Source organism: Pseudomonas sp. AM4(2022), assembly GCF_036346515.1.
Classification (GTDB): domain Bacteria; phylum Pseudomonadota; class Gammaproteobacteria; order Pseudomonadales; family Pseudomonadaceae; genus Aquipseudomonas; species Aquipseudomonas paracarnis.
Genome location: NZ_JAOTNW010000039.1, coordinates 1 through 18,196, shown reverse-complemented (window position 1 = coordinate 18,196; position 18,196 = coordinate 1). Strand labels below are relative to the sequence as shown.

Annotated in this window: 17 protein-coding genes; 10 read left to right on the top strand and 7 right to left on the bottom strand. The window is 58.5% G+C overall.

Annotated features, from left to right (window positions below; all coding sequences use genetic code 11):
* Positions 1–12 precede the first annotated feature (12 nt).
* Entirely contained in the window at positions 13–663 is a 651-nt protein-coding gene (locus ODQ19_RS27520; protein ID WP_330211778.1) for a YceH family protein, read from the bottom strand.
* 116 nt (positions 664–779) lie between these two features.
* On the opposite strand from ODQ19_RS27520, the gene ODQ19_RS27515 reads away from it, so the two are divergent.
* Positions 780–1,289 (top strand): DUF1993 domain-containing protein, encoded by a 510-nt coding sequence (locus tag ODQ19_RS27515; protein WP_330211777.1) that lies wholly within the window; start codon positions 780–782, stop codon positions 1,287–1,289.
* A 179-nt stretch (positions 1,290–1,468) separates the two neighbouring features.
* A complete protein-coding gene (locus ODQ19_RS27510) occupies positions 1,469–4,729 on the top strand; it encodes a hypothetical protein (RefSeq protein ID WP_330211776.1) in 3,261 nt (1,086 codons plus the stop codon).
* A 72-nt stretch (positions 4,730–4,801) separates the two neighbouring features.
* On the opposite strand, the gene sstT is transcribed toward ODQ19_RS27510, so the two are convergent.
* Entirely contained in the window at positions 4,802–6,022 is a 1,221-nt protein-coding gene (gene sstT, locus ODQ19_RS27505) for a serine/threonine transporter SstT (protein ID WP_330211775.1), read from the bottom strand.
* Positions 6,023–6,263: 241 nt separating this feature from the next.
* Between sstT and ODQ19_RS27500 the strand changes: the two genes are divergently transcribed.
* Positions 6,264–7,418 carry an MFS transporter gene (locus tag ODQ19_RS27500; protein WP_330211774.1) on the top strand — a complete coding sequence of 385 codons (1,155 nt, stop codon included), beginning with the start codon at positions 6,264–6,266 and terminating at the stop codon, positions 7,416–7,418.
* 4 nt (positions 7,419–7,422) lie between these two features.
* Here ODQ19_RS27500 and nhaR read toward each other — a convergent pair whose 3' ends face one another.
* Positions 7,423–8,325, bottom strand: coding sequence for a transcriptional activator NhaR (nhaR, locus tag ODQ19_RS27495; RefSeq protein ID WP_330211773.1), 903 nt, complete (start codon positions 8,323–8,325; stop codon positions 7,423–7,425).
* A 134-nt stretch (positions 8,326–8,459) separates the two neighbouring features.
* On the opposite strand from nhaR, the gene ODQ19_RS27490 reads away from it, so the two are divergent.
* From ODQ19_RS27490 to mnmH, 4 genes are all read left to right on the top strand, one after another.
* The gene (locus ODQ19_RS27490) at positions 8,460–8,711 is read left to right on the top strand and encodes a hypothetical protein (RefSeq protein ID WP_330211772.1); all 252 of its coding nucleotides are present in this window, start codon (positions 8,460–8,462) and stop codon (positions 8,709–8,711) included.
* A 31-nt stretch (positions 8,712–8,742) separates the two neighbouring features.
* On the top strand, positions 8,743–9,492 hold the full coding sequence (locus ODQ19_RS27485; protein ID WP_116667349.1) for a TerC family protein: 750 nt from the start codon (positions 8,743–8,745) through the stop codon (positions 9,490–9,492).
* Positions 9,493–9,585: 93 nt separating this feature from the next.
* A complete protein-coding gene (gene selD, locus ODQ19_RS27480; RefSeq protein WP_330211771.1) occupies positions 9,586–10,620 on the top strand; it encodes a selenide, water dikinase SelD in 1,035 nt (344 codons plus the stop codon).
* Positions 10,620–11,723, top strand: coding sequence for a tRNA 2-selenouridine(34) synthase MnmH (gene mnmH / locus ODQ19_RS27475; RefSeq protein ID WP_330211770.1), 1,104 nt, complete (start codon positions 10,620–10,622; stop codon positions 11,721–11,723). Before selD ends, mnmH begins: the two co-directional genes overlap by 1 nt.
* 109 nt (positions 11,724–11,832) lie before the next feature.
* Here mnmH and ODQ19_RS27470 read toward each other — a convergent pair whose 3' ends face one another.
* Together ODQ19_RS27470 and ODQ19_RS27465 are read right to left on the bottom strand one after the other, a co-directional pair.
* Positions 11,833–12,888: a permease gene (locus ODQ19_RS27470; RefSeq protein ID WP_032903692.1), complete on the bottom strand. Its 1,056-nt coding sequence runs from the start codon at positions 12,886–12,888 to the stop codon at positions 11,833–11,835.
* Positions 12,889–12,946: 58 nt separating this feature from the next.
* A complete protein-coding gene (locus ODQ19_RS27465) occupies positions 12,947–13,648 on the bottom strand; it encodes a hypothetical protein (RefSeq protein ID WP_034125794.1) in 702 nt (233 codons plus the stop codon).
* A 250-nt stretch (positions 13,649–13,898) separates the two neighbouring features.
* Here ODQ19_RS27465 and ODQ19_RS27460 point away from each other — a divergent pair, with 250 nt between their 5' ends.
* The 3 genes from ODQ19_RS27460 to hemB all read left to right on the top strand — a co-directional run bounded on the left by ODQ19_RS27460 (position 13,899) and on the right by hemB (position 16,534).
* A complete protein-coding gene (locus ODQ19_RS27460; RefSeq protein WP_330211769.1) occupies positions 13,899–14,597 on the top strand; it encodes a glutathione S-transferase N-terminal domain-containing protein in 699 nt (232 codons plus the stop codon).
* 3 nt (positions 14,598–14,600) lie between these two features.
* Positions 14,601–15,443 carry a PhzF family phenazine biosynthesis protein gene (locus ODQ19_RS27455; protein ID WP_116667353.1) on the top strand — a complete coding sequence of 281 codons (843 nt, stop codon included), beginning with the start codon at positions 14,601–14,603 and terminating at the stop codon, positions 15,441–15,443.
* A gap of 116 nt (positions 15,444–15,559) precedes the next feature.
* Entirely contained in the window at positions 15,560–16,534 is a 975-nt protein-coding gene (gene hemB, locus ODQ19_RS27450; RefSeq protein WP_019817510.1) for a porphobilinogen synthase, read from the top strand.
* Between the two features lie 51 nt (positions 16,535–16,585).
* Here hemB and ODQ19_RS27445 read toward each other — a convergent pair whose 3' ends face one another.
* Positions 16,586–16,972 (bottom strand): hypothetical protein, encoded by a 387-nt coding sequence (locus ODQ19_RS27445; RefSeq protein ID WP_116667355.1) that lies wholly within the window; start codon positions 16,970–16,972, stop codon positions 16,586–16,588.
* Positions 16,969–18,196, bottom strand: a 1,228-nt coding sequence (locus ODQ19_RS27440) for an RHS repeat-associated core domain-containing protein (RefSeq protein WP_330211768.1), incomplete at its 5' end; no start/stop codon positions are given. The genes ODQ19_RS27445 and ODQ19_RS27440, both read right to left, overlap by 4 nt.

Here is an 18,196-nt window from a genome sequence, read left to right as displayed (position 1 = left end):
TGTTTATCTGCGTTATCCCTGTTCCAGCTGCGCCAGCCGTCCTTCCAGTGCGGCAATCCGCGCTTCCAGCTCTTCAATGCGCTCCACCGAAACAGCCCCCGCGCTTCGCTCTACTGGATTCCCCCGTGCGGTCATAATCGCCTCGATCTCCGCTGGGTCCCCCAGCGCATGGGTGTATCGGTCTTCACGCTGCCCCGCCTGACGCGGCACCAGCAGCGCCAACCCCCGTGCAATCAGGCGATCGAGCTGATGCACAACCTGTTCGGCATCCTCAAAGTCATGCATACGCCCGCTGCGGGTGAGCAACTCGTTGACGGTCTGCGGCCCCCGCAGGAACAGCAGCCCGGTCAGGATCACCTGGGCCGGCACCAGTTCCAGGGCCTTGTCCACACGGTGCTCCCAGCGGTCGGCGCGGCTCCCCATCACCAGGCGCGTGAAGCCTTGGCCTTCGAGCGCGCGCAGGCTCTGGCCGACCTGGCCTTGGCTGAGGTTCATCACCGGCTCGCGGCTGGTCTTCTGGTTGCAGGCCAGCACCAAGGCGTTGAGGGTGAGGGGGTAGGTTTCCGGGTTGGTCGCCTGTTTTTCGATCAGGCAGCCCAGGACGCGGATTTCCGTGCTGTTCAGGCGCGGCTCAGGGGTGTCGGTGTCGTGCTCGGCGGTCATCGCGCTTTCCCTATGCAGTGAAGCCCCTTAGCCTAAGCTTGAAAAAATAAAAGACAAGCGCCAGGCATGGCTATAATCGCGGCTGGTTCCAACCCCGCCATTACCGTGAGACTGTCATGACTATTTCCCTGTACGCCGCCTCCATCCCGGTCTTCAAGCAAATGCTCAACGCCCTCAGCGATGTGCTGAACAAAGCCGAAGCCCACGCCAGCGCCAAGAACATCGATCCCAATGCCTTGTTGCAAGCGCGCCTGTTCCCGGACATGTTCCCGTTGGTGCGCCAGGTGCAGATCGCCGTGGACTTCGCCAAAGGTGTGTCAGCACGCCTGGCCGAGATCGAAGTACCGAAGTACGAAGACAGCGAAGTCACTTTTGCCGACCTGCAAGCGCTGATCGCCAAGGTCCTGGCCTTTGTCGACACCATCAAGCCCGAGCAGATCGACGGCAAGGAAGGCATCGAGATCGTCACCCGCCCCGGCACCCCGAAAGAGAAGCGCTTCAGCGGCCAGTCCTACCTGCTGACCTACGGCCTGCCGCAGTTCTTCTTCCACGTCACCACCACTTATGCGCTGCTGCGTCATAACGGTGTGGAAGTGGGCAAGCGCGATTACATGGGCGCGTTCTAAACTCACGCTTCAATAAAAAACCGGGGCGTGTTCTGAAATGAACGGCCTCGGTTTTTTTTTGCAGGATATTCTACTCGCCAATGCTTCGTTACATATCTTGATGCAACCAATATTCAGTAAATCTCACTCAGGAGTACCTATTAAACCTTCAACCGAAGAACCTGGAGACCACAAACTAAATGCAGCTTTCCTCCTCTGCGTTAACGTCGACAGCCCATAACGCTTATTTCGAATCCACACGCAATACGTCCGTCAGCCAGGATTCGTCTTCAAGCTCGCTTGCGACGAGCCGGACCCGTCGAGAGGCTTCCGGTAACGAAGCGGTTCTATCAACCTCTGACCGTGCTCAAGCTGACAGTGAATTGGCCGCCCGCTATGCAGACGCCCTAGAGGATCGGACTCGTGATGAGCACACTATTATTCCGAGTATTCCAGACACGTCGTCTCTCGGCCAATGGCGTACACAGTTGCGTAATACACTTGAAGACCCGAACCTTATATATATGCTGAAGTCTATGGGTTTTGACCCGACCACCATGGAGATCGCCTCTGACGGGACGCTGAGCGTTAATAAAAAAAATGGAGCGATAGCCCGACTTACTTTAAAAGACCACCCTCAGTGGGCGCTATACGCAGGGCCAGTTATGGCCGCATTGAAAGCCTATGCTCCCGATGGGATAAGCTACTCAGCCGTGCGCGCCGAAAGTGTACCCCTCAAGTTGATCGCACAGTTTTACGGAGAGACGATACATAACGATTCAACCGAAGATCGAAAACGAGCTCGGGAGTTGCAAGAAAACAACGCATTTGCGACGTCGGGCGTTGGTCAGGCGCGTTCTGAAGAAACCCTGATGTCGCAAAAGCAACAACTTGCCGATAGACGCGATCTGCAATCCTTCAACGCTGGCCTGATCAAAGCTCTTGTGGGAGTAGACGGTTATCTGGATCAGCAAGAATCCTGGCGTCGCCACGATCCCAGCATGCTAAGCAGTTACCGGCCTCCCTATGATCGTGATGCCGGATTTCAATCTTACCTGCAATCCCAACTGATCAAGCTTGACCCTGACTCGGGTTTCCACCTGGATAACCAACCCATGGCCGGACGACACGTGAACCTTTTGCAGTTCATGACGGCCAATGGCTGGAAGCATCCGGTTAATAAAGCCGAGATAATGGAAATGGGCAACAGTTTACAACAACTTCAGTACCCACAATCGCAGCAGGATTTTGGCGGGGGGCTAGCGTGGCCAACGCCGCTCGATACGACCCAACAGCAGGCGATCTACGATGCTGTTTCCTATAACGCGATGGAGCTGCCTGAATTCGATCAGTTGAAATTGAGCCAAAACGCGTTCGGGTATCTTACGCAAACCATCCAATGGTCCGAAGCAGAGTTGAAAGATCCCCGACAAGCGATCTTGAGGCTTTTGCAAAGCCCGGCTGCGCATTCCTTGGGCGAAGCCTTGCGCGACAAATTCGAGGGGGGCGGCAGTGTTGAAGATTGGGCACTTTCGGCTCTCCAGATAGGCCTCAATCAGGATGCGTTGTGGAAACCGGGCGAAAAGAACAAGGTGGCTGGGTTTGATCTGTCGGCGCGCGAGAACTGGGGAAAACCGCTGTCATTTGTTCTGAAAGGGCTAACTGATCATCTGAGCAAGTCATGCGGCGGTAACGCTCCTGTTGCGGCCTATCTGCTGTTGTCGCACCACGCTCCGGAATTACTGGTCAAAGATGTCCCGGATCATGTGACTTACGGCTCACCGGGTTGGGTCAGTTTGAAATCGGTCGTTGCCAAAGCTGAGATGCGCGCTCCAGGTCTGGCGGCGACTAAAACGTATGAGCAGTTGCTCAAAGACGACGTGAGGCCCATAGATGCTGCCGGGATACAAGTGGAAGCGTTGGCGGCGCGAGAGGGGTTGATTCATTGGGCAGTGGCAGATGGGGCCATCGAAAAACGGGAGGATAACAATTATACGGATGAAGAAATTGAACGTGCCGGCGTCCTCGCCAACGAGCGCTTCGAGTTATTGACAACTGCTTCAGAAGCGCAACGCACGATATTACATAGTCGCTCGGAATTAGGGCTGAGTATATTGAGAGCCCGTTTTCCCGAGGCAACCTATGGGAAAATAGACTTCGAGAAAAAAACAATCTATCCAACCGAGAATCACCGCGATTTAAAAGGTCCCTATTCGATATTGGATATCTATTCGGCCCCGCAGCAACATGTCAGATGGTTTTCCAATGATCCCGCCGTTCCATTTGAAAAAATTGCGGCTGACGTTCACAAAATGGGATCTTTAAACGAAGCGTTTGAATCGCAGGTTGTGGAGTATTTCGACGGATTTAAAGACGCCATGAGCGTGAATGTTAAACATCAGATGTCTTTGCTGCCTGAGGAGGATCGTGAGGCACTGCAGCACGGGGTGTTGAAAATCTACGGGGAGGAAAAGGTCACCCAAACAATTACATCGGCAGGTTATAGGGTTCAATACGATACTTCAGAGACTGAAGAGGTTAAAAGTAGCTCTGTATTTCTTGAGACGCTGCATAAAGGCAAGAAACGGATTTACGAATTCAATCCCGCGACGGGCGGGCTGCAGCATCGCGCAGATTTAGCGGAGGGGCTGAAGACCGGGTTGCAAGGTGAGTGGAGCCCCGTTGCGACGAATAAACCCAAGGTCAGAGTTCGATCCAACACCAAAATCAGTGAAATTAATGCCAATGATTCGGCAGAACGTAAAGAGCGAGAATCAAAGCTTCAAACTTCATCTCCTACTCAAGCCTTCAATTCGCAGCGAACGCAGCATATAGCAGACGCAGTCACACGCCATTTTTTCAGGGCCGACGAACGTGAAACGGTGGTCAACGCGGCCAGAGGTGTCACCACGTTCGACACTGAAGTGACTGAATTCGAAAAAATCCAGGCGGTGACCCGTGCACTGATACCGGGCGCGTCGGCACTTCACAGTTTTCAGCAGGGGAGAATCGGTGAAGGGCTCACTTTCCTGGCATTTGACGTATTTGGTTTTGTTGTCGCAGGTGCAGGCGCGGTCGGCAAAATTTCAAAGATCGCGAAGGTCGGTGGGCAGCTAGGGCGTGGGGGGGTTACAGGCAGGCTGGGGCGGGCGCTTATCAGCGCTGCCAACCCATTTGCGGGCGGGGCAGCCATTGGCACAAGGGGGCTGACAACGTTCTCGTCGATCCTTGGCAAAGGAAGCCTTGGCTGGAAGATCATTGCGGCTAACCGTAGTGTTGACAGGGTTTTTAAGCATAAACCGAAAAATGTAACGGTGGGCACTTCTCCGGGCGAGGATGCGACGAAGATCATGGCTCAGTTAGATACCGTTACCGGTAAGTGGTACCGATTCAATCCGCAAACAAACGAGCGATACGGGATGCCCCTTCAGGGATTCACTGCGGCCACTTCGCCATCTTGATAGATATTCAGCCGTCATCGAAAACGCCCGAGTCGGTTCTGAGTGAACGGCTCGGGCTTTTCTTTTGCTCATTCAGGCGGTCTGATCTTCTTTACCCAGGCACGCCGCCGCAGTAAACAACACATCGGTAGATGAGTTGAGTGCCGTTTCGGCCGAATCCTGCAGTACGCCGATGATGAAACCAACGGCGACAACCTGCATGGCGATTTCACTTGGAATACCAAACAGGCTGCACGCCAGCGGAATCAGCAGCAGCGAGCCGCCCGCCACGCCGGAAGCCCCACAGGCGCAAATGGCCGCGACCACGCTGAGCAGCACGGCGGTTGGCAGGTCCACGGCAATCCCGAGGGTGTGCACAGCCGCCAGGGTGAGCACGGTGATGGTGATTGCGGCGCCGGCCATGTTGATGGTGGCACCAAGCGGGATCGACACCGAGTAGGTGTCTTCATGCAGACCCAGGCGTTTGCTCAGTGCCAGGTTCACTGGAATATTCGCCGCTGAGCTGCGAGTGAAAAACGCGGTGATGCCGCTTTCGCGCAGGCACATCAGCACCAGCGGGTAAGGGTTGCGACGCAGTTTCCAGAACACGATGGCCGGGTTGATCACCAGCGCCACGAACAACATGCAGCCGATCAACACGACCAGCAGGTGGGCATAGCCGAGCAGGGCGCCGAAACCCGAGGTGGCCAGGGTGGAGGCCACCAGGCCAAAGATGCCCAGCGGGGCGAAGCGGATGACCACGCGCACGATCAGGGTGACGCCGTTGGACAAGTCGTCCAATACCGTACGGGTGGTTTCACCGGCATGGCGAATGGCGATACCCATGCCAATGGCCCAGGCCAGGATGCCGATGAAGTTGGCGTTCATCAGTGCACTGACCGGATTATCTACCACACTGAGCAGCAGGCTTTGCAGCACCTCGCCGATACCGCCGGGCGCGCTTACCGTGGCGTCATGGGTGACCAGTACCAAGGCAGACGGGAACAACATGCTGGCGACCACGGCAACTACGGCGGCGGAAAAGGTGCCGAGCAGGTACAGGAACAGGATTGGGCGGATATGGGTTTCCTGGCCATGCTTATGGTTGGCAATCGAGGCCATGACCAGCACAAACACCAGGATCGGCGCGACAGCCTTCAGCGCCGTGACAAATACCTTGCCGATAAAACCGGTGGCGCGCGCGGCCTCGGGGAACAGCAAGGCCAACACGATCCCGGCAATCAGGCCGATGACAATTTGGGTGACCAGGCTGACGCGCGTTAAACGTTGCAACAGGGAAGGGGCAGCAGTCATAAAGAGTTGTCTCTAGTTTTTTTAGTAGGGCACAGCATTGCAGGCAGAAAGTACTGTAGGAAGTAGGCGCGAAGTCTAGCATGCTGTAGTACGCGTCTCGTTTGCTGCGGCATTCCGTCACCCGTTTCAGTCGGGCTTGCTCAAATCCAGACATGTTCTGTTAAGATTCGTCCCTCTCATCTTTCCTCTCCGTCAGCGGGCCCTTCGGGCTGTCGTTGATGTCGTTGTTTGTGGAGTTTTCATGTTGTTTCCTATCCTGCTGCTGTCAGCCGCCGGTTTTACCGTGCTGACCACAGAGTTCGTCATCGTCGGCCTGTTGCCGTCGATTGCTCGGGACCTGAACGTCAGCGTGTCCCAGGCCGGGCTGCTGGTGACGCTCTTCGCGTTCACCGTGGCAGCGTTCGGCCCGTTCCTCACCGCCTACTGCGCGCGCTTCCCACGCAAGCGTCTGTTTATCAGCATCCTGATCATGTTTGCAGCGGCCAATACCGTGGCGGCATTGGCGCCGAACATTTGGGTGATGGCCGTGGCCCGTTTGATTCCAGCCCTCGGCTTGCCCGTGTTCTGGGCCCTGGCCAGCGAAACGGCGGTAGACATTGTCGGCCCTGAGTTCGCCGGGCGTGCGATTGAAAAAATCGGCTTTGGCATTGTTTGCGCCACCGTATTTGGTATTCCGGTGGGCACGCTGATTTCCGATATGTTCGGCTGGCGCATCGCGTTTGCCGTGCTCGCGGTGATTGCCCTGGCCAAGGCGTTGCTGCTGTATCTCTACCTGCCGGTTACCCCGGCCAAGCACCAGCAGGCCACGTTGCGCTCGCAATTCAAGATCCTGCGCAGCCCCGTGATGCAGGGGCATATCCTGCTGTCGATCCTGGTGTTCAGTGGCATGTTCACCGCCTATACCTACCTGGCAGATATCCTTGAGCGCCTGGCCGGCTTCGACGGCACGTTGGTGGGCTGGTGCCTGATGGGCTTTGGCGCGGTCGGGCTGATCGGCAACTCCCTGGGCGGACGTGCCGTGGATCGTCATCCGTTGATTGCGTCCATGGTGTTCTGCGGGTTCATGATCGCGGGCATGGTGGCGGTGGTGCCGGCTATTCACTCGCCCATCGGCCTGGCCGCGGCGATGGCGGTGTGGGGCGTGACCCAGGCGGCGATGTTTCTGGTCAGCCATGTGCGCTTGATGAAGGCCGCGCCCCATGCGCCGGCGTTTGCCGCGTCGCTGAATATCGCCGGCGCCAACCTCGGCATCGGCCTGGGCGCGATGGTGGGCGGGCATGTCATCGACACCCTGGGCCTGGGCAGCCTGGGGTTTGCCGCTTCGGGGTTTATCCTGGTGTCGATCCTGCTCGCACTGTGGCTGATGACCGCCAAACCCACGGCGCTCAATGCCTGAGCGATCAGGGCAGGGCGGTAAACAACTCCCGCCGGGCACCCTCGGTAATTGCCACAATGCCGGGGTGCTTGACCTTGCGCTCCACTGAGATCGCATAAAACGACTCGGTCACTGCATCGGTCTGGCCGATCAGCGCTACGCCGTATTGGCGCACCACCTCGTCGGCGATCACGCTGGGCGCGATAAAGATCCCGCTGCCCGACTGCCCAAACGCCTGCATCAAAGCGCTGTCGTCGAACTCGCCGATGATGCGGGGTTGAATCTGCTGTTCGGCAAACCAGCGCTGCAAACGGCTGCGCACTACGGTCTCAGCGCCCGGGATCAGCAGCGGTGCGCCCTGCAAACACTGTGGGAAATCACCCCCATGCTGGTCAGCCAACGCCTGGGTGGCGAAAAAACTGATGCCGCATTCTCCCAGCTTCTGGCTGTAGCCCTTGATGTCCAAGTGCGTGGGCATGGGGCTGTCGGAAATCACCAGGTCCAGGCGCTGGATCGCCAGGTCGGCCAGTAAACGTTCGAGTTTGTCTTCACGGCAGGTGATGCGTATCGGTTCGCTCAACTCCATGGTCGGCGCGATCAACCGGTACACGATGGATTTGGGCACCACATCCGCCACCCCAACGCGGAACGGGATCTGCTGCTCGCCAGGCTGGGCGCGCAGCATCGCCTCCAGTTCATTGCCGGTCTGGAACATCTGCTCGGCGTAGGGCAGCGCCTGACGCCCGGCTTCGGTCAGTTCAAGCTGGCGCCCGACCCGCTGAAACAGGGCAATACCGAAGGTCTGCTCCAACAGGCTGATCTGCCCGCTGATGGTCTGCGGCGTGAGGTTCAATTGCTCACAGGCGCGCACGATGCTGCCGGTCTTGGCCACCACCCAGAAGTAATGCAGCTGTCGATAATTGAGCATGGTCGCCTACACTTCGTGAAAATCGAAGTATACGCGAGAAAAATACGAATTTTACTGAACTGTTCGCCTGCATAGAATGCCTCGCTATCGAGGGGCCACTACTTGGACCCAATGGTTCTAACGAGGAAGACATCATGAAACTCAATTCCCTGGGCGCGGCGTCGTTGCTTGCGCTTTCATTGATAGTGGTCAGCGGTTGTGATCAAGTCGAGAAAAGCGCTCAACAGGTGTTGGGCAAAGCCACCGAGTCGGCCAAGCAGGCCATCGACGACACCCACAAGGCCGCCGAGCAGGCATTGAGTGAAGCAACCCAGGGCTTGATTAGCCCTGAGAAGCAGGAAAAAGACGCCGAAAACGCCGCTGAAGCCGACACCAAAGAAACCTAATTCCCCAGCACTACCACGTCAGGACTGACCTATGGATTACCTTTTACAACTGGCCGCCAGCCCCACCGCCTGGGTCGCACTGGCTACCTTGATCGTCATGGAAATCGTGCTGGGCATCGATAACCTGATCTTTATCTCGATCCTTACCAACAAATTGCCGCAGAAGCACCGGGCCAAGGCGCGGCGCATTGGTATCAGCATGGCGTTGATATTGCGCCTGGGCCTGTTGAGCACCATCGCATTCATCGTGCAATTGACGACACCGGTGTTCGAAGTGTTCGGCCAGGCGTTCTCGTGGAAGGACATGATCCTGATCGCCGGCGGCCTGTTCCTGGTGTGGAAGGCAACCACCGAGATCCATCACAGCATGGACCCGGAGCCTGAAGAGAAGGCAACCGTCAGCAACACCGTGACCATCGGCTTTGCCGCTGCCATTGGCCAGATCCTGATGCTCGACCTGGTGTTCTCCATCGACAGCATCATCACCGCCGTGGGCATGACCGAGCACTTGCCGATCATGATCATTGCCGTGGTGGTCTCGGTGATCGTGATGCTGGTGGCCGCTGAACCGTTGGCCAAGTTCATCAACGACAACCCGACCGTGGTGATGCTGGCCCTGGGCTTCTTGATCATGATCGGCATGACGCTGATCGCCGAAGGTTTCGGCGCCCACGTGCCGAAAGGCTACGTGTATGCGGCCATGGCCTTCTCGGCGGCGATCGAATGCTTGAACATCGCCCGGCGTAACCGGCACGCACGTTTGCTCGCTGCGCGCCAGTAACCGCTGAACAAACAGGCCGGCTGTGCTCACAAGAGCCCAGCCGGCCTTTTGCTGTCTGCTAGAATCGGCCCACTTGATAGCTTGAGGTCCCCCATGAACGAGCCGATTCGCCTTACCCAGTACAGCCACGGTGCGGGTTGCGGTTGCAAGATTTCGCCCCAGGTCCTGGAAGTGATCCTTGCGGGCAGCGGTGCACAGAACCTCGACCCCAACCTGTGGGTGGGCAATGCCTCCCGCGACGATGCGGCGGTATACGCCATCGACGACGAGCGCGGCGTGGTGTCTACCACGGACTTTTTCATGCCGATTGTGGACGACCCGTTCGACTTCGGCCGCATCGCCGCCACCAATGCCATCAGCGACATCTACGCCATGGGCGGCGATCCCTTGATGGCCATCGCCATTCTCGGCTGGCCGGTCAATGTGTTGGCGCCGGAGATTGCCCGCGAAGTGATTCGCGGCGGTCGGGCGGTGTGCGACGCGGCTGGCATCCCGCTTGCGGGCGGGCATTCCATTGACGCCCCGGAGCCGATCTTTGGCCTGGCCGTTACCGGGATCGTGCAAAAGCGCCACATGAAGCGCAACGACACTGCCACTGCCGGCTGCAAGTTGTACCTGACCAAGCCTTTGGGCATCGGTATCCTCACCACCGCCGAAAAGAAGGGCAAGTTGCGCGAGGCCGACGTCGGCCTGGCCCGTGACTGGATGTGCACCCTCAACAAACCGGGCAGCCGTTTCGGCAAGTTGGCCGGTGTCACTGCGATGACAGACGTTACCGGTTTCGGTCTGCTCGGCCACCTGGTGGAAATGGCTGACGGCAGTGGCCTGACGGCCCGCATTGAATATGCGAAAGTCCCACGCCTGCCAGGGGTTGAGTACTACCTGGACCAGGGCTGCGTACCGGGCGGTACTTTGCGCAACTTCGACAGCTACGCCAGCAAGCTCGGGCGTGTGCAGGAGCTGCACAAGCGCGTGCTGTGCGACCCCCAGACCAGCGGTGGCCTGCTGATCGCCGTTACCCCGCAAGGTGATGCCGAGTTCCACGCCGTGGCTGCCGAGCTGGGCCTGGCCCTTGAGCCTATCGGTGAGCTGCTGGAGCGACAGACCAACGCGGTTGAGGTGATTTGATGGCAACGGATATCACCGATTACCGCGACATTTTCCTCAACGACCGCCCGATGATGGATACCCGCGCGCCGGTCGAGTTCACCAAGGGCGCGTTCCCCGGGGTGATCAACCTGCCGCTGATGACCGACGATGAGCGCCAGAGGGTCGGCACCTGTTACAAGCAGCAAGGCCAGCAAGCGGCGATCGTGCTGGGGCATGAACTGGTGTCGGGGGCAATCAAGGCCGAGCGCATCGAACAGTGGGCGCAGTTTGCCCAGGCTAACCCCAATGGCTACCTGTACTGCTTTCGGGGCGGCCTGCGTTCACAGATCGTGCAGCAATGGTTGAAAACCGAAGCGGGCATCGAATACCCCCGCGTCGGCGGTGGCTACAAGGCCATGCGCACCTTCCTGCTGGAGACCCTGGAGCAGGCGACTGCCCAGTGTGATTTCGTACTGCTGGGCGGCATGACCGGCACCGGCAAGACCGAAGTGCTCGGCCAACTGTGCAATGCCCTGGATTTGGAAGGGCACGCCAACCATCGCGGTTCCAGCTTCGGCAAGCGCGCCACGGCGCAACCCTCCAATATCGACTTCGAAAATCGCCTGGCGGTGGATTTGCTGAAGAAGCGCGCAGGTGGTACCGAGCAGTTTGTGGTCGAGGACGAGAGCCGCATGATCGGCAGCTGTGCGCTGCCGCTGCCATTGCACAAGGGCATGCAGACGTTTCCGATGGTGTGGCTGGAAGACAGCGTCGAGGGCCGTGTCGAGCGCATCCTGAAGGATTACGTAGTGGACCTGTGCGCCGAGTTCATTGACGTGTTTGGGGAAACCGGCCAGCGATTATTTGCCGAGCGCCTGACCCAGAGCCTGGCCAATATTCACAAGCGCCTGGGCGGCGAGCGTTTCCAACGGTTGCAGGCGGTGTTGCAGGATGCTCTGGCCGAACAGGCACGCAGCGGCGCAGTGGAGCTGCATCGGGTATGGATTGAAGGTTTGCTGCGCGAGTATTACGACCCGATGTATGCGTTCCAGCGCGAGAGCAAGGGCGCGCGTATCGAGTTTGCCGGGGAGCAGGGGGCGGTGGTGGAGTATTTGCGTGAGCGGGCGGCCCGGGTGGGGTGACCTTTCGGACGCCATCGCAGGCAAGCCAGCTCCCACCTTTTGAAGTGTGAATATATACAAAGGTGGGAGCTGGCTTGCCTGCGATGAGGCCATCGGCCCCACTGAAAATCTAAAGAATCACCGCCCCAATCAACCCACACACCACCCCCACCAGCATGGTCAACCCGGCCACCGTTACCAGCACCCGCGCGTCGAAATCCTTGCGCAGCATCAACAACGACGGCAGGCTCACGCTCGGCAGGGTCATCAGCAAGGCCACGGCCGGGCCGGTGCCCATGCCCAGGGCCATCATGGTTTGTACGATGGGAATCTCTGCCGCTGTCGGAATCACAAACAGCGTGCCCACAATCGCCAGCGGCACCAGCCACACCAGGCTGTCGGCCATCGCCCCGTCCACATGAGGGAACAGCCACACCCGCGCCGCGCCGAGGATCAGCACCGCCAGGATATACACCGGGATAGTGCTCCAGAACAGCTGCCACAGCGTGCGTAACCAGCGGCTCAGGAACGGTTGCGACTCCACCGTGCTGACGTCGGCAACGGCCTCCAGCGCGGCTTCCGGCACTTGGTCCGGGCGCGCAATACGCTGTGCCACCAGGGACACGCCTACCACCAGCACAATCCCCGCCACCAGGCGCAGCGCGGTGAAACCCCAGCCCAGCACAAAGCCCATGAACACCAGGGTGGCCGGGTTCAATACCGGGTTGGCAATCCAGAACGCCAGCGCCGCGCCGACCGACACCTGCTGGCGGCGCATGCCCGCCGCCACCGGGGCCGCGCAGCAGCTGCACATCATCCCCGGCAGGGCGAACAGCCCACCGCGCAGGGTCGAGCCCAGCCCGGCGCGGCCAAACAGGCGTAGCAGCCAGTCGCGGGGGATCAATACCTGCAGCAATGAACCGAGGATCACTGCCAGTACGGCGGCTTTCCAGATGGCCAGGAAATACACCTGGGCATAGGCCAGCGCCGCCGCCAGGGGCGAGCTTTGCTGGTCATTGAGAATCGAGGCGCCAATGCTGTGGTTGTCGGCCGCTACAAACGCCTTGAGGTAGTAGGGCGACCACTTCACATAGTAGAGGCCGATGCAGGCCACCAAGAGAAACAGCGCAGGTTTGCACCAGAACGCCCAGCCGCGGTTGGGCTGGGTGGAAGCGAGGTTGGACATGGAGATGATCCGCAGGTGAGTCGATAGCCCGGCATCATACGCCCCTGCGGCCCAAGCTTCAGATATCTGCGCTGACCTGGGTCGGGTCAGGGCAGTTTTCCCCTCCGTTATTCAGCCCTTGCTTGTAGTTGCGGCTGAGCAGCGAGGCCTTGCCGTTGTGCCAGGTCAATGTCAGCACGTACAGGGAGTCGTAGTCATTTCCAGACCAATCATCGGTAATGGTGTGTTTTTCGCCGGCTGCTTCGCTGGCGACTTTGTTGATCAGTTCCGGCAAGTAACCATGGGACCAGGCGGTGTAGATGGTCGCGTTGCGGTACTTGTCCTCGACCAGCTCTTCGGCCAGGGCACTGGTGTCATTCGCGGAGAACTCGATATTCACCGGCAGGCCGAGCTTGATCGCGCTGGGGCTGATGGTGATCAGTGGGCGAATGTAGCTGTAGGAGTTATCCAGTTCGCCTTCCTCGACGTTGCGCGTCGGGTTGGCAGCGAACACATAGTTGGCTTTGCCGAATTTTTCCGGCAACAGGGTTGCCAGGTTCATGGCGCGGTTCAGGCCCTGGCAATTGAGTTGGCCCAGGCCACCGGCCGGTTTTTCGCCGTGGCGCAGGAATACCAGGGTTTGCACGCCATCGACCGGTTGCGCACGGCTTTCACGGGCGTCCAGGGCGGTGACGATGGCAGCGCTGACCAGCAGCAGCGGCAATACCATGTAGGAATAACGTTTGAGTTGTGGCACAAGGCGCAGAGGCTTGATCTTCATGATAGGTTCGAGTCTTCGTGCGTCGGGTTAAGGCGGACAAGCCCGGCTCCAGTGACGCGTCAGCGTCCTGCGGTGTTCCCTGTCGATATAGCAAGCAGCCTCCATTCATTCTTCGGGCGCTCTTAAGAGTGCATTCGGGCGCTTTGGTTCGCCCACGCGGGATACTAGCCGGCAAATGTTGCGCAACGATGACCCATGCACGACGGCAGGCAGATGACTATGATGGGGCTTTCCGTCCAGGGGGTTCTCGATGAACGCACTCGCCGCTTTCCCGATCAACAGCAAATGGCCCGCCCAGCACCCGGAACGCCTGCAGCTGTATTCGCTACCCACGCCCAACGGCGTCAAGGTGTCGATCATGCTCGAAGAACTGGGCCTGCCTTACGAGGCGCACAAGGTCAGCTTCGACACCCAGGACCAGTTGTCTCCCGAGTTCCTGTCCCTGAACCCCAACAACAAGATCCCCGCGATCATCGACCCCAACGGCCCAAGTGGCCAGCCGCTGGCGCTGTTCGAATCCGGCGCGATCCTCATTTACCTGGCGGAAAAGACCAGCCAGTTGCTCTCCGAAGACCCGGCCACGCGCTATGAAACCCTGCAATGGTTGATGTTCCAGATGGGCGGCATTGGCCCGATGTTTGGCCAACTGGGGTTCTTCAATAAATTCGCCGGCAAGGCGTATGAAGACAAGCGCCCGCGTGATCGCTACGCCGCCGAATCGCGGCGCTTGCTGGGCGTGCTGGAAAAGCGCCTGCTGGGCCGAACCTGGATCATGGGTGACGAGTACAGCATCGCCGACATTGCGACCTTTCCTTGGGTTCGCAACCTGATCGGGTTCTACGAGTCCGGTGACGCGGTAGGCATTACCGATTTCCCTAACGTACTGCGCGCGTTGGACGGCTTTGTCGCACGTCCGGCGGTGATCCGTGGCCTGAACATTCCGAGCTGAAGCATGCCGACTTTCGATTTTCAACAACTGGATGTATTCAGCAGCGTGCCGCTCAAAGGCAACCCCTTGGCCGTGGTGCTGGGGGCCGATAGCTTCACCGACCAGCAGATGGCGGACTTTGCCAATTGGACCAACCTCAGCGAAACCACATTTTTACTGACGCCGCGCGATCCACGTGCTGACTATCGGGTAAGAATCTTCACCACCCTCAAAGAGCTGCCGTTCGCCGGGCATCCGACCTTGGGCAGTTGCCATGCCTGGTTGCAGGCCGGCGGCGTGCCACGTGGGGAGGAGATTATCCAGGAGTGCGAAATCGGCTTGGTGCGTATTCGTCGCCAAGGTGACCAACTGGCGTTTATCGCGCCGCCATTGTTGCGTGCAGGTCCCGTGGAGGCGCCGTTGCTGGAGCGCGTGCGCCTGGCATTGAAGCTGGCGCCCGAGGCGATTGTGCGCAGCCAGTGGGTCGACAATGGTGCGGGTTGGCTGGCGCTGATGCTGGCTGATCGTGACGCAGTGCTTGCGTTGCAACCGGACTATGCGCAACTGCTGGGTCTGGCAGTAGGGGTGATCGCCCCCTGTGATCCCACGCGTGATGCGGTGGACGCGCAATTTGAAGTGCGCGCTTTTGTCGCTGGCGATGGCGCCGCCGAAGACCCGGCCACCGGCAGCTTGAATGCCGGCGTGGCCCAATGGCTGCTCGCCGAGGGCCTGGCGCCCAGCCGTTACGTGGTCAGCCAAGGCACGGCGATTGGGCGAGCGGGGCGTATTTATATCGAGCGCCAGGGCGATGAAATCTGGGTGGGGGGCGCTGTAGCGTTGTGCATCGAAGGGCGTCTACAGCTGTAGATCAATGAATTGTTACGCACCCGGCAATACACTATTGGCCCCTCGGCATTTGTGTTGCCGGGACTTGGGGGCATAAGCTTTCGCCCCAAAGTGTTCAGCCATTTTTCAGGATTGCCATGACCAGCCAGTTCCCCCAAGCCCGCCCACGTCGCCTGCGCCGCTCCCCGGAGCTGCGTGGCCTGTTCCAGGAAAGTGAGTTCACCCTCAACGACCTGGTACTGCCGATTTTTGTCGAAGAAGAAATCGACGACTTCGTGCCCATCACCAGCATGCCGGGTGTGTTGCGCATTCCTGAGAAAAAACTCGCCGGTGAGATCGAGCGTTACGCCCGCGCCGGCATCAAGTCGGTGATGACCTTCGGTGTGTCTCACCACCTCGACGCCAGCGGCAGCGACACGTGGAAAGAACGCGGCCTGGTTTCGCGCATGTCCTCGATCATCAAGGACGCTGTGCCGGAAATGATCGTGATGTCCGACACCTGCTTCTGCGAATACACCGACCACGGCCACTGCGGTGTGATGCACGGTGCCCATGTCGACAACGACGCGACCCTGGTTAACCTCGGCAAACAAGCCGTGGCCGCCGCCCGTGCCGGCGCCGACGTGATCGCCCCTTCAGCGGCGATGGACGGCCAGGTCCAGGCCATCCGCCGCGCCCTGGATGACGCCGGCTTCACCCACATCCCGATCATGGCCTACTCCACCAAATTCGCCTCGGCCCTCTACGGCCCCTTCCGCGAAGCCGGCGGCAGCGCGCTCAAGGGCGACCGCAAAAGCTACCAGATGAACCCGATGAACCGCCGCGAAGCCGTGCGCGAATCCCTGCTGGACGAACAGGAAGGCGCCGACGCGTTGATGGTCAAGCCAGCCGGTGCCTACCTCGACATCATCCGCGACATCCGCGAAGCCTCGCGCCTGCCGGTGGCGGCGTACCAGGTGAGCGGTGAGTACGCGATGATCAAATTCGGCGCACAGGCCGGGGCGATTGATGAGGACCGTGTGGTGCGCGAGACGTTGGGGTCGATCAAGCGGGCGGGGGCGGATTTGATATTTACGTATTTTGCGATGGATTTGGCGGTGGCGGGGATTTAAAGGCGTCGTTTAGCCCTGTGGCAAAGGAGGTTAGTTGCCACGGGGCATCCGCTAGACCTGCGCCGATTCAGCCCATCGCTGGCAGAAATCATGCTGCTGTTGTATATCACTGGTGAGATCGTTTTCCTCGTGAGCGAATATATGTACAACTTCCCCATCTGGTCGCCCCAGTGTTAGCTCGTAAGCAATAAGACCATTCGACATATGTGAGGACATACCTGATGTATGAACGTTAATTTTTGCGCCTTTGCAAAGAAAAACGGTGTCTTTCATATCCGCTCTCAATACACCGAAGCAGTCGTATAAATCCATCGCTGTATAGGTTTTTTTTGTCCCATTGCTTAGCGAAAGATAAAGGGTGGGCTTGCCTCCTTCGTATTCGATCACTGCGCTGTCACGTATACCGTTTTTAATGATGGTGATTTCACGCGATTTCATGGGTATTTCCTATTAGGGTTCAATATCGTGTATCCCTTGAAGGTACCGTCTTCGTTGACTGGCGATGCACCTAAAATATCCTTGGTATCTATTCGTCCAGGGATTGCGATTTCTACCTCGTTTCTATGTTTGGAACGTGTGCCCAACGTTTTATTTACGTCTATTCCAGGGATTTTTCTTAGGGTGTAAAGAAAGCCTTCCTCGAAGCCAAAATTTGAAGCGAATACCAAGGCTTGTTTCCTTGAGGTCGAAGTAGGGACGAAATTGCTGGGAGGGCTGGCATTATTCAACGTGTGCAGGAAAAGGTCTGTGCTGGCTCCTCTACTTTCAAAACCGCTTTCAAAAATTTCATCTGGCTCTCTTAAATCCCCGCGAAATAGATATTCTCTTTTTTTATCTGAGCTGGGGAGCGAGGGAGCCCCCTCATCTACCTTTGCCTGGCCGTGGGAGGTTTCAGTATGTTGATGTGGCTTACATCCATCTGCACCTGGACACGTACTTAAGCCTAGCTGATCCACCCACCCCGTAGGGTTGGGTACATACCGGTACCCATTGATCCCACCCGCCAACTTCACCGGGTCAGGTGTCAGATAACGACCAATATCCGGATTATAGTAGCGATGGCGGTTGTAGTGCAGTCCGCTTTCCTGATCGAAGTATTGACCTTGAAAGCGCAGCGGGTTGTCGATTTTGCCCACGTCGAGCCGGGCGATCTGGCCGTAGGCGCGGTAGTGGGCGGACCAGGCGATCTCGCCTTCGGTGTCGGTGAGTTCTTGCGGGGTGCCGAGGTGGTCGAGTTGGTAGTGGTAGGGATTGGTTTCTTTCGGGCCGAAACCTTCCAAGAGTGCCAATGGGCGGAAGCTGTCGGGTTCGTAGAGATAGCTGCGATGGCGCTCTGCATGGTGTTCGGCTATCAGCTTGTCGCCTTGCCAGAAAAATTCGGTGGTCTTGCCGTCCACGGTTTTGCTGATACGCCGTCCAAATGGGTCATAGCGATAGCGGGCGGTTTGGCCGTTGGGCGTTGTAACCCCGACCAACCGATGCTGGCAGTCGTAGCGGTATTCGGTGACGAGTTGATGGCCCTTACCGCGCCGTTCGCGGATCAGGTTGCCGAAGGCGTCGTAGTCGTAATGGCGGTCGCCTTGGATCATCAGGCGATTGCCGGCGACGATGTCCGGGCCGGGGCGGTCTTGCATCAGCAGGTTGCCCGCCGGGTTATGGGCA

Excerpts from the sequence above, each read along its gene's own strand:
- ODQ19_RS27520 (WP_330211778.1), bottom strand. The coding sequence starts at position 663 with ATGACCGCCGAGCACGACACCGACACCCCTGAGCCGCGCCTGAACAGC.
- ODQ19_RS27515 (WP_330211777.1), top strand. The coding sequence starts at position 780 with ATGACTATTTCCCTGTACGCCGCCTCCATCCCGGTCTTCAAGCAAATG.
- ODQ19_RS27510 (WP_330211776.1), top strand. The coding sequence starts at position 1,469 with ATGCAGCTTTCCTCCTCTGCGTTAACGTCGACAGCCCATAACGCTTAT.
- sstT (WP_330211775.1), bottom strand. The coding sequence starts at position 6,022 with ATGACTGCTGCCCCTTCCCTGTTGCAACGTTTAACGCGCGTCAGCCTG.
- ODQ19_RS27500 (WP_330211774.1), top strand. The coding sequence starts at position 6,264 with ATGTTGTTTCCTATCCTGCTGCTGTCAGCCGCCGGTTTTACCGTGCTG.
- nhaR (WP_330211773.1), bottom strand. The coding sequence starts at position 8,325 with ATGCTCAATTATCGACAGCTGCATTACTTCTGGGTGGTGGCCAAGACC.
- ODQ19_RS27490 (WP_330211772.1), top strand. The coding sequence starts at position 8,460 with ATGAAACTCAATTCCCTGGGCGCGGCGTCGTTGCTTGCGCTTTCATTG.
- ODQ19_RS27485 (WP_116667349.1), top strand. The coding sequence starts at position 8,743 with ATGGATTACCTTTTACAACTGGCCGCCAGCCCCACCGCCTGGGTCGCA.
- selD (WP_330211771.1), top strand. The coding sequence starts at position 9,586 with ATGAACGAGCCGATTCGCCTTACCCAGTACAGCCACGGTGCGGGTTGC.
- mnmH (WP_330211770.1), top strand. The coding sequence starts at position 10,620 with ATGGCAACGGATATCACCGATTACCGCGACATTTTCCTCAACGACCGC.
- ODQ19_RS27470 (WP_032903692.1), bottom strand. The coding sequence starts at position 12,888 with ATGTCCAACCTCGCTTCCACCCAGCCCAACCGCGGCTGGGCGTTCTGG.
- ODQ19_RS27465 (WP_034125794.1), bottom strand. The coding sequence starts at position 13,648 with ATGAAGATCAAGCCTCTGCGCCTTGTGCCACAACTCAAACGTTATTCC.
- ODQ19_RS27460 (WP_330211769.1), top strand. The coding sequence starts at position 13,899 with ATGAACGCACTCGCCGCTTTCCCGATCAACAGCAAATGGCCCGCCCAG.
- ODQ19_RS27455 (WP_116667353.1), top strand. The coding sequence starts at position 14,601 with ATGCCGACTTTCGATTTTCAACAACTGGATGTATTCAGCAGCGTGCCG.
- hemB (WP_019817510.1), top strand. The coding sequence starts at position 15,560 with ATGACCAGCCAGTTCCCCCAAGCCCGCCCACGTCGCCTGCGCCGCTCC.
- ODQ19_RS27445 (WP_116667355.1), bottom strand. The coding sequence starts at position 16,972 with ATGAAATCGCGTGAAATCACCATCATTAAAAACGGTATACGTGACAGC.